This window comes from Flavobacterium rhamnosiphilum (genome assembly GCF_004349195.1).
GTDB classification, from domain to species: Bacteria; Bacteroidota; Bacteroidia; order Flavobacteriales; family Flavobacteriaceae; genus Flavobacterium; species Flavobacterium rhamnosiphilum.
Genome location: NZ_SMLG01000008.1, coordinates 163,139 through 173,759, shown reverse-complemented (window position 1 = coordinate 173,759; position 10,621 = coordinate 163,139). Strand labels below are relative to the sequence as shown.

The 10,621-nt window shown below is 31.7% G+C and carries 14 protein-coding genes; 12 read left to right on the top strand and 2 right to left on the bottom strand.

What is annotated here, in order from left to right; all coding sequences use genetic code 11:
* From E0I26_RS16505 to E0I26_RS11810, 9 genes are all read left to right on the top strand, one after another.
* Positions 1–1,200, top strand: a 1,200-nt coding sequence (locus E0I26_RS16505; RefSeq protein WP_165929442.1) for a C1 family peptidase, incomplete at its 5' end; no start/stop codon positions are given.
* A 62-nt stretch (positions 1,201–1,262) separates the two neighbouring features.
* Entirely contained in the window at positions 1,263–1,556 is a 294-nt protein-coding gene (locus E0I26_RS11845; RefSeq protein WP_165929441.1) for a hypothetical protein, read from the top strand.
* Positions 1,557–1,577: 21 nt separating this feature from the next.
* Entirely contained in the window at positions 1,578–2,420 is an 843-nt protein-coding gene (locus E0I26_RS11840; RefSeq protein WP_131916686.1) for a hypothetical protein, read from the top strand.
* Positions 2,421–2,429: 9 nt separating this feature from the next.
* Positions 2,430–3,011, top strand: coding sequence for a hypothetical protein (locus E0I26_RS11835; RefSeq protein ID WP_131916685.1), 582 nt, complete (start codon positions 2,430–2,432; stop codon positions 3,009–3,011).
* Positions 3,012–3,229: 218 nt separating this feature from the next.
* Positions 3,230–3,682 (top strand): hypothetical protein, encoded by a 453-nt coding sequence (locus tag E0I26_RS11830; protein WP_131916684.1) that lies wholly within the window; start codon positions 3,230–3,232, stop codon positions 3,680–3,682.
* Positions 3,683–3,797: 115 nt separating this feature from the next.
* Positions 3,798–4,337: a GNAT family N-acetyltransferase gene (locus E0I26_RS11825; protein ID WP_131916683.1), complete on the top strand. Its 540-nt coding sequence runs from the start codon at positions 3,798–3,800 to the stop codon at positions 4,335–4,337.
* A 22-nt stretch (positions 4,338–4,359) separates the two neighbouring features.
* Entirely contained in the window at positions 4,360–4,686 is a 327-nt protein-coding gene (locus E0I26_RS11820) for a hypothetical protein (RefSeq protein WP_131916682.1), read from the top strand.
* A gap of 29 nt (positions 4,687–4,715) precedes the next feature.
* Positions 4,716–5,198 carry a GyrI-like domain-containing protein gene (locus E0I26_RS11815; RefSeq protein ID WP_131916681.1) on the top strand — a complete coding sequence of 161 codons (483 nt, stop codon included), beginning with the start codon at positions 4,716–4,718 and terminating at the stop codon, positions 5,196–5,198.
* 196 nt (positions 5,199–5,394) lie between these two features.
* Positions 5,395–5,973 (top strand): protoglobin domain-containing protein, encoded by a 579-nt coding sequence (locus E0I26_RS11810; RefSeq protein WP_131916680.1) that lies wholly within the window; start codon positions 5,395–5,397, stop codon positions 5,971–5,973.
* A 207-nt stretch (positions 5,974–6,180) separates the two neighbouring features.
* Here the strand turns inward: E0I26_RS11810 and E0I26_RS11805 are convergent, their stop codons facing one another.
* Together E0I26_RS11805 and E0I26_RS11800 are read right to left on the bottom strand one after the other, a co-directional pair.
* Positions 6,181–6,483 (bottom strand): type II toxin-antitoxin system RelE/ParE family toxin, encoded by a 303-nt coding sequence (locus E0I26_RS11805; RefSeq protein ID WP_131916679.1) that lies wholly within the window; start codon positions 6,481–6,483, stop codon positions 6,181–6,183.
* On the bottom strand, positions 6,473–6,706 hold the full coding sequence (locus E0I26_RS11800) for a hypothetical protein (RefSeq protein WP_131916678.1): 234 nt from the start codon (positions 6,704–6,706) through the stop codon (positions 6,473–6,475). The genes E0I26_RS11805 and E0I26_RS11800 overlap by 11 nt, the downstream gene beginning before the upstream one ends.
* 186 nt (positions 6,707–6,892) lie before the next feature.
* On the opposite strand from E0I26_RS11800, the gene E0I26_RS11795 reads away from it, so the two are divergent.
* The 3 genes from E0I26_RS11795 to E0I26_RS11785 are packed head-to-tail and all read left to right on the top strand — an operon-like array spanning position 6,893 to position 10,587.
* A complete protein-coding gene (locus E0I26_RS11795; protein WP_131916677.1) occupies positions 6,893–8,122 on the top strand; it encodes an HD domain-containing protein in 1,230 nt (409 codons plus the stop codon).
* A 40-nt stretch (positions 8,123–8,162) separates the two neighbouring features.
* Positions 8,163–9,206 (top strand): UDP-3-O-(3-hydroxymyristoyl)glucosamine N-acyltransferase, encoded by a 1,044-nt coding sequence (gene lpxD, locus E0I26_RS11790; protein ID WP_131916676.1) that lies wholly within the window; start codon positions 8,163–8,165, stop codon positions 9,204–9,206.
* A complete protein-coding gene (locus tag E0I26_RS11785) occupies positions 9,199–10,587 on the top strand; it encodes a bifunctional UDP-3-O-[3-hydroxymyristoyl] N-acetylglucosamine deacetylase/3-hydroxyacyl-ACP dehydratase (protein WP_131916675.1) in 1,389 nt (462 codons plus the stop codon). The genes lpxD and E0I26_RS11785 overlap by 8 nt, the downstream gene beginning before the upstream one ends.
* The last annotated feature ends 34 nt before the right edge of the window (positions 10,588–10,621 follow it).

The following is a 10,621-nucleotide window of genomic DNA, read 5'->3' as shown; positions in this document are numbered from 1 at the left end:
AGAGAAATTGCATTAATAGATGCGCCTGGTGGTTCTGGCACTGATAATGGAGACCCTTCTGGAGGGGGTAGTGCTTATTGCTATAACGTGTCAATTATAATTAACTATCCTTGTTCTGGGCTTAAAAGTACCGGTACTCATTATCATGATAGCGCATGTGGTTGTAAGGACACTCCTGGATGTTCATCTCCATTTTCACAATATCTTTCGGATACATTTTGTACAAGTGATTCAAATTCTACTGCAGCTGCATCAACCTATCTTGCCAATAACAATCAGTCCGGTGGTGGCAACAGTAATGTAACTACAGCCAACAATAATATTATTATATCAAGCATCATAGAAAATCAAGTCCCTGAAGGTGCAGATCCGTTAGCCTTTAAATTAAACTTAGCTTCTGATTCTGATGCTTACAATTGGCTTGTAAATACAGCAACTATTGATGAATATAATGCATTAGGTTTTTTTCTTGAAGAAAATCCTTTCTCAGATGAAGCTAAAGCTTTTGCTAATTTGGCAATTGATTATTTAATAGCTAATCCAAACAAAACATTTGATGATGTTTTATATAGTAGAACTTCTTTTGATGTGAATAATGCTATAGACATAGATAATAATATAGATGGTGGATATGACACTAATACTTACAGTGATTTTAATCCACAACAAATGTGGACAGCTATTTCTCAAGTAATACCTACAAGAGAGTTTGTTGGTTGGGGTTCTCCTGGAATTAAAAGAAACTGTATGGATTATGCGAAAGCACAAATTGCAAAAAAAGGTTATCAAATATCAAACTATGGATCAGTAGGACAAACATTTCAAATATATACTGAACAGAATGGAGTTAATCAGACGAATCTTTTAAAAGGTTTAAATTATTTAAAGTATGCTTTAAATAATAATATACCTGTCGTTGTAGGAATTGATGATAATCCAGGGCACCCTGGTAATCCGGATAATTCAACCGATCATTTTGTAGTAATAGTAGGAATGGGAAGTAATAGCAATGGTAATTATTTTCAGTTTTATGATAATGCTTCTGGTAATATAAGTGAAGGGACTAGTCCCTTAAATCTACTATATTATAATTCATCAACCGGTAAAATTAGCGGAAAATCGCAATGTAATGGTTATTTTAGTTCTGTAGCCCACGATTATGTAATAACCCAAATTAGAAAAAGTAAAACTAAACTATAATGAAAAAAATATTTCTAATGTTGATAATCTTCAATAGTTGTTGTTCTCAAAGTAAAAAAATAATGGAGAAAAGAACAATTGAGGTTGTTTTAAGCAGTGTGGGGAAAACAAACATAGATAAAAAAACAACTTCTAAGTTAACAGGAATCAATGAAGGTAGTTTAACAACAAGCCTATATTACTATTCTGAAAAGTCTAAAAAAATTATTGGCTTACCAATAAATGATAAAACTTTTAATTATGATTATTTTAATTCAAAAATTTATAATAATCTTGAAAATAGAAGAGTTAAACTTTTTTTAGATATTTATAAAAATAAATCGAAAGAAATTTTGATTATTTATAAAATCGAATGATACTAAAAAAGTTTAAATTGTATGACTGTAAATCTCAACCGTGCTATTATTTCACCCCGAACGCTCGAATGTCTTAACGGTTCGATAGCGCGTAAATGCTGTCCGTTAGCCTTTAAATTAAGCTTAGCTTCTGATTCTGATGCTTACAATTGGCTTGTAAATACCGCAACTATTGATGAATATAATGTTTTAGGATCTTACCTTGAAAAAAATCTTTTCTCTGATGAAGCTAAAGCTTTTGCTTTGGAGATGATTAAGGCATTTATAAATAATCCACAACACACTTATTTTGATTTTGTAAAACCTCCATTTACATGGACATACACAGGAGATGATGGAAGTGCATTTACGGACTTAAATCCATTAAAGGAACCAGATTTTAAATTTAATTTCGCGGATAATTACGAAACACTTTATCCGAGATTTGTTAACATGGTTAAAAAACTGAAAACATTTGTGAAAAACAATCCAAAAGTATTGGCTGCACTGCAAACTTATTCAAATTTTAGGAAAGAAGAAATTTTAGACCATTTAACATTTGGTCAAGGTCCAATCATTAAAATCGAAGAAATGTATGGAAGATATGGGTTTTATAATAAGGAAAAAGGGATCAATACTTTACATATTAGTGCCAGTTATGTGAGAGGCTTGGAACAAGCATTTTTAGAAAGCACTCAAGAAGCAACAGCATTTTTATTAGCAGTAACCCTACTACATGAATATGTGCATTTGGCCACTCAACAAAATAAAATAAGTGAAGGGGTTTATGATTTTGGTAAAGGTTTTGAAAGAGATGCTTTTAATGTTATTATAGATTATGACAATGCAGGAAGTGTTGTGATTAAGTTTAGCAAATATTTTTAATTTTTTTTTATGAAAAAGTATATATATGGCTGTCTTGCCCTAATTACTATGTTGAGTTGCAAAAAAAGTCAAGATGATGTTTTTTATGCTATTTTGGACGATAATTTTCTGACGTTAACAGATACGATTGCCTATGAGTATCATACGTTTTTTTTAACCCCAAATGACACAACAAAACCAGACAAGAATACCTTTGATGGTTATAAAATTTGTATAGATAGAAAATTTGCAGAATCAAAAGAATTTCGAAATGGAGTAGTCGAAGTATTAAAGACTGGTAACTATAAAGAGTATTTAAAATTATTGCACGAACAACCAAATTTTGAATTAAAATTAATAGATTTAAATAGATTAAAACAAACTGGAAAGTATGAAATAGTTGATTTCATAAATTACAAGATGGATAGAATATCTAGAACTAAATATGTAGGAATATTAAAGTTTTATAAGCCCTATATTAATGACCATCATGCAATAATTTTTTTTTTAAAGCAATCTTCGCCAAAAGACGGAGTTGTTAATGCCTTTCTTTTCCACAAAGTAAATAATAAGTGGCAATTAGAAAAAAAAATAGAATTAATGCGCATTTAATGTAAAGGCAGCCCCATTTGATTGGAATGAATTTATAGAAAATCTATCATTAACTGGTTTACAAAATTGCGATTTTTTTAAAAATGAGATTGGGACTTTTAATAATGATGGAACTGTAAACAATATTATTGAAGCTACGAAAATGGCAAAATACAATCAATACAATATTATTAGGTAGAAAATCTTTACGTAATGTTTGTAATTAAAATTAAATCATTATGAAAAATATATTATTAACCATTATTACATTTACATTAAATACTATAAACGCTCAAAACATAGACAAAATCAAAAAAAGTGATACGCTTTATGTCTATTTTGAAAAAGATCATAAGCAATATCATAAAGTTGATATTAATCCTGAAAACAAAAGAAAAACAGAAAATTATTATTACATTTTTTATGGAAAAACTATAGCTGACAATGGTTATGTTGTATTTGGGAGGACAGAATTTAGCGAGACACGAAAAGAAAAAAAGTCATTTCTAAAATTGAATAAAGACACTATAATAACTTTCGAATTTCTTACACAATTTGATTTAATTCAAGCAATAAATATCATAAACCCTAACAGAAAAACTATATTTTTAATTGATAAAAAAGATATGAAATGCGGTAAAATTCTCTTAAAAGAAGTTAGGGCAGCGTCAACTTTACAACTTGAAGATTAATTTTAGATAGTTTGAATATCAATCCTGACCGCTCGGTATCTAAACGATTCGATAGCCCAATCTTATCCAAAGTTAACCCTGATAGGGTTAACTGTAGTAATTTTAAAAACAAAAAATGAACCAAATAATTCTCAAAACAGAACGATTAATTCTAAGACCAATTGTACTATTGGATTTGGATTATATTCACGAATTACATTCTTTGAAAGAAACAGATGAATTCAATACGTTAGGAATTCCGGCAGCTATCGAAGAAACAAAACTACTTTTAGAAAAGTGGATTTTTGAAAACAACAAAGCGCTTACGACCCATTTTACTTTTGCGGTCGAATTAAATACCGGAAACCAAATTATAGGATTAATAGGAATCAATTTGGGAAAAGTAAAATATAAAAATGCCGAAGTTTGGTTTAAATTCCGCAAAGACCATTGGAACAAAGGCTACGCTACAGAATCTTTGAAAGAAATTCTCCGTTTTGGTTTTAATGAACTGAATCTGCATCGTATTGAAGCAGGTTGTGCGGTGGAAAATATTGGTTCCATCAGTGTTTTGGAAAAAACAGGAATGACAAGAGAAGCCCACACCCGAAAATTATTGCCATTGTCATCCGGCTGGTCAGATAATTACGGTTACGCTATTTTAGCAACTGATTAATAAAATTAAACAAAAAGATAATATGAAATTTACCACAATCAATCTTGGAGACAACAAAATAGAAGTTTTTAATTCTTTTATGGCAAAAGAAACTATAGTATTAAACGGAAAAGTAGTTTCGGAGAAACGTTCCATAACAGGAGCAACGCATCATTTTAAAATGATTGAAAATGATCAAGAAGTAGCTTGTAAATTTATTCTAGGGTATGGTCAAAACGGAGTGGTAATGAGTTTATACAAAGATAACAAACCAGTAATTGAGTCTCAAAAAAGTATGTTCTTTGGATTCGTATTTATTACGCTTCTTATGTTTGGATTTGTATTTTTCTATAACTTAATCAGTAACTAAGGACGTTAAATGTAAAAAGCAACTTTTATATGATTCCAAGAATTGAAACACTATCGGAGAAAAAGCTAATTGGAAAAAGAATTACACTTTCGTTATCCAATAATAAAACAGCGGAACTATGGAAAAGCTTCATGCCAAGGCGAAAGGAAATTAAAAATAATATTGATACGGATTTATATTCCATACAAAAATACGACGCGTCGTATTTTAATACTTTTAATCCCAATACTGAATTCGAAAAATGGGCAGCCGTTGCTGTAACTGATTTCAATCAAATTCCAGAGGCAATGGAACCGATTACTTTGGCTGGAGGATTGTATGCGGTTTTTGTTCATAAAGGCGATGTGACGACTGCCTCAAAAACATTTCAGTATATTTTTGGAATCTGGTTGCCCAACTCTGAATACGTTTTGGATGATAGAATGCATTTTGAATTATTAGGAGAAAAATACAAGAATAACGATCCGAGTTCCGAAGAAGAAATTTGGATACCAATTCAACTGAAAGTATAAACCTTCTTATCAAAATTTGCTGCTTTTTTGGTCAAAAAAATGAACGATGAACCCAATACATTTTGAACTGCTGTTTTTACTTTGTAAAAAAAAGTATTAAATAATTGGTTTTCAGATAGTAACGATACTATTTTTAGCAAAATCTATAAATTTATTTATTAACTTTATATCTTGTTTCATTAATTAAATTAAAAAAATGGAAAAAGATATCAAAGGGTATGCCTACGGGCAAGTAGGGCAATCACCTGTAAGCATTGCCGATTTAGAGCTCCTTAAAAAAACGGTATTGTTTACAGAAGAAGATGAAAAAAATCTGCGTCTTGCAGGCGAAGTATTGAAAGACCAAACCAATGAGATACTTGACCTTTGGTATGATTTTGTTGGCGGTAACGAACACTTGGTTCATTATTTTTCTAAGAACGGACAGCCCAATATGGACTATCTCACAGCTGTTAGAGCAAGATTCGGACAATGGATTATGGACTTATGCAACAAACCGTATGACCAAACTTGGCTGAACTATCAACACGAAATTGCTTTGAGACATCACAGTAGTAAGAAAAATAAAACGGATGATGTGGACACCGTTCCTATTATTCACTACCGTTATATGGTAGCATTTATTTTTCCAATCACGGCAACGATCAAAGGATTTTTAACTAAAAAAGGACACGATGCCGAAACAGTGGAAGCAATGTATTCCGCTTGGTTTAAAGCCGTAACGCTTACTGTAATTCTTTGGACGTATCCTTATATCAACAAAAATGAATTCTAATTGAAAATCCTGTCTCGAAAAAATTGGAATAGCCGGATTTTTGTTTTTTCTCATCAAAAGACTAATCGGGTTATTTTTTTTGTTTTTCAATGAATACAAAATAAAGACAAAATCTCCCGACTTTAACTTCCTAATAAGTTAGATTAAATAATCTCTTAGAAGTGAAAAGCAAAAAAACATTATTTTAACAAGAGTAGTTTTGTTGTTTTATATATTTTTAGGATATTTTTCAGGATTTTGCGAAGTATGGAAAACGGCGTTGAGAAAAACGGTTTTCGAGGGTTCGTCAACTATAAAAAAGGCAATATACGGAAACTTCTTAAAAGGTAAAAAGCGGTAATTATTATCATGAAACTGATACAAGGGATTTTTTTGGAGTGCTTTGTATGTTGTCCTGAAATCCTCTAAAAAAGTAACAGCCACTTTTTTGCTTACTTTTTCTATATAATATTCAAGAGCATCTTCAATGTTTTTAGAAGCAATAGGAGAAATAATAATTTTATAATTCATATTTGCTTTTTAAATCCGCATATAACTTATCTGCATCAGTATATAATTTAGGATCTAAACCTATTTGACTATCGAGTGTTTCTTGTTGTTCAGTTGTTAAAGTATAGAATTCATTCGATGAACTCATTAAAGATTTTATCTTTTCAACAAGCGCATAATCCTGTAACTGGGTAATCCAGTTTATAATGTTTAGTTTATCGTTTTGCAATTGTTGTGCGTCCATGATTTCTTAATTTTAGCAGTACCTTATGGTGAACCTTTCTTTAGCAAATTTACGAAAAAAAGAGTTTTGATTTTTAAAAATCAAATTGCAGACATCTGTTCAAAAAAACCTTGTTTTTATTGTCTTTTAAACGATTCTGATTTTAAAATCTAATTTCATTATATTTGTTGACCAAAACAAGTTACAGTGAGTCAAATCAATAAGCTGAAAATATTCAATGATCCCATTTACGGGTTTATTACCATTCCTAACGCCTTAATTTACGATTTAATCCAGCATCCCTATTTTCAACGACTGCGACGTATTTCCCAGATGGGATTGTCGTATTTAGTCTATCCGGGAGCCAATCACACTCGTTTTCATCATGCTTTGGGTTGTATGCATTTGATGCAAAAAGCAGTCGAGGTATTGCGATTCAAAGGTATTTCGATATCTTCCGAAGAGGAAAATGCATTGTATATTGCGATTTTGTTGCACGATATTGGTCACGGTCCGTTTTCACATGCTATGGAAAAAAGCATTGTTGAAGATGTGCATCATGAAGAAATATCGCTATTATTCATGAACCAATTGAATGTAGAATTTAACGGTCAGTTAAGTTTAGCCATTCAGGTTTTTAAAGGAGAATACAATAGAAAATTCATGTTGCAATTGATTTCCAGTCAATTGGATATGGATCGAATGGATTATTTGAAACGCGATAGTTTTTATTCGGGAGTGGCAGAAGGAAATGTCAATTCGGAGCGATTGATTCAAATGATGAATGTGGTGGACGATTACTTGGTAATTGAAGAAAAAGGAATTTACTCTGTAGAGAAGTTTTTGATGTCCAGACGATTGATGTATTGGCAGGCGTATTTACACAAAACTAGTTTAGTGGCAGAGTTGATTTTGATGAAAATCTTAAAACGCGCCAAAGAATTGACGCTAAAAGGAGTACAATTGCCTTGCAGTGAACCATTATTATTTTTCATGCAAAACAAAGTGACTATAGAGACTTTTGACGCTGAAACGTTGGATTTGTTTGCTCAATTAGATGATTTTGATATTATTGGTGCTTTAAAATCTTGGCAAAAACAAGATGATTTTATTTTGTCATCATTAAGTAAAATGATTGTCAATCGAGATTTACTAAAAATAAAATTAACGAGTGACAAAGTGGCGATTGAAGAATTACAGCCGCTAAAAGAACGTTTTGCGATGGAGAATAATATTTCATTATTGGAGACCAATTATTTTATTTTTAAAGGTAAAATAAAAAACCAAGCTTACAGTAAAGAAGCCGAACCAATACGAATTTTGAAAAAAGACAGCACAATCGAAGACGTTATAGAATCTTCTGACCAGCTGAATTTAAAATCGTTATCTAAATTGGTGACCAAATATTATATTTGTTTCCCAAAACAACTGTTATAAAAAGGCCATTTAAAATCTATTTTTTTATATTTTTGTCGCAATGAAATTTACAGCAGAACAAATAGCAGGGATTTTAGAAGGAGAAGTTGTTGGGAATCCCATGGCAGAAGTTTTTAGATTGTCAAAAATCGAAGAAGGTGCTGAAGGATCACTTACTTTTTTATCAAATCCTAAATATCTTAATTATATATATTCCACAAAAGCGTCAGTAACAATTGTTAATGAGACTTTTGTGCCGGAATCACCTTTAACTACCACATTAATAAAAGTACAGGATGCGTATGCCGCATTTTCTAAATTATTAGAGTTTTACAATCAGGTGAAGTTGAATAAAAGTGGAATAGAGCAGCCTTCTTTCCTTTCGCAGAGTGTAAAATACGGAGATAATTTATATCTTGGTAGTTTTAGTTATGTGGGACAGAATGTAGTTTTGGGTGAAAATGTAAAAATATATCCTAATTGTTTCGTTGGAGATAATGTGGTAATAGGGGATAATGTAATTTTATTCGCTGGCGCAAAAATTTATTCGGAGACCGTAATCGGGAATAATTGTACAATACATTCCGGAGCTATAATAGGTGCTGATGGTTTTGGTTTTGCACCAAATCCGGACGGAACGTATACTAAAATTCCGCAAATAGGAAATGTGATTATTGAAGATAATGTAGATATTGGCTCTTGTACTACTATCGACAGGGCTACAATGGGTTCTACCATTATCAGAAAAGGAGTAAAGCTTGACAATCAAATTCAGATTGCGCATAATGTTGAAATTGGTGAGAACACCGTAATTGCCGCTCAAACCGGTGTCGCAGGTTCTACAAAAATTGGAAAAAGTGGCATGATTGGCGGACAAGTTGGAATCTCTGGACATTTAACTATTGGAAATAATGTTCGAATCCAAGCGCAATCAGGTGTGGGCCGAAATATAAAAGATGATGAAATCTTGCAAGGAAGTCCTGCATTTGGATACAATGATTTTAGTAAATCGTATGTTCATTTCAAAAATTTGCCTAAAATTGTTGCAGAAATAGAAGAATTAAAAAAACAAATATTAAACCAAAAAAATGGAAACAATGGTTAAACAGAAGACCATCAAAACAGAAATTTCGCTAACTGGAGTTGGATTACACACAGGAAAAGAAGTAAAAATGACTTTCAAACCTGCTCCAGTCAATAATGGTTTTACTTTTGTTCGAGTAGATCTGGAAGGACAACCTATTATTGAAGCTGATGCAAATTATGTTGTGAACACTCAAAGAGGAACCAATTTAGAGAAATTAGGGGTGAAAATTCAAACACCTGAGCATGTTTTGGCAGCACTAATTGGTTGTGATTTAGATAATGTTATTATAGAGCTAGATGCTTCAGAGCTGCCTATAATGGATGGTTCGTCTAAATATTTTGTTGAAGCGCTTGAAAAAGCAGAAATAGAAGAACAGAACGCTAAAAGAAATGTATATGTAGTAAAAGAAGTAATTTCTTTTACGGATGAAGCTTCTGGTAGCGAAATATTGGTAATGCCAAACGATTATTATTCAGTTACTGCAATGGTAGATTTTGGTACTAAAATACTAGGTACTCAAAATGCTACAATGAAAAGCATTGCTGATTTCAAAACTGAAATATCTGAGTCCAGAACCTTCAGTTTTTTACATGAATTAGAATCTCTTTTGGAAAACGGTTTGATAAAAGGAGGTGATTTAAATAATGCCATTGTTTATGTAGACAAAGAAATTTCTGCATCAACCATGGAGAGTTTAAAAGTAGCTTTTGGAAAAGACGAAATAACCGTTAAGCCAAATGGTATTTTAGACAACCTTACGTTGCATTATCCAAATGAAGCGGCAAGACACAAACTGCTTGATGTAGTGGGTGATTTAGCATTGATTGGAACAAGAATTCAAGGAAAGGTAATTGCTAATAAACCAGGTCATTTTGTGAATACACAATTCGCAAAAAAAATGGCTAAAATTATAAAAATAGAACAAAGAAATCATGTTCCTGTTTATGATTTACATCAAGAGCCTTTAATGGATATTCATAAAATAATGGCGGTTCTTCCTCACAGACCCCCATTTTTATTGATTGACAGAATCATTGAGATGTCTGAAACCCATGTTGTGGGTATGAAAAATGTAACAATGAATGAAAATTTCTTTGTTGGACATTTTCCGGAAGCTCCAGTTATGCCAGGCGTTTTAATTGTTGAAGCAATGGCACAAACAGGAGGAATTCTTGTATTGAGTACCGTTCCTGATCCAGAAAATTATTTGACTTATTTTATGAAAATAGACAATGTCAAATTCAAACATAAAGTGTTACCTGGTGATACTTTAATTTTTAAGTGTGATTTAATTACTCCTATCAGAAGAGGAATTTGTCACATGCAAGCAAATGCTTACGCAAATGGAAAACTAGTTGCTGAAGCAGAATTAATGGCTCAAATTGCCAAAAAACAATAGATTTAGATTAAAACTAAAATCCTCCATTTGAAAA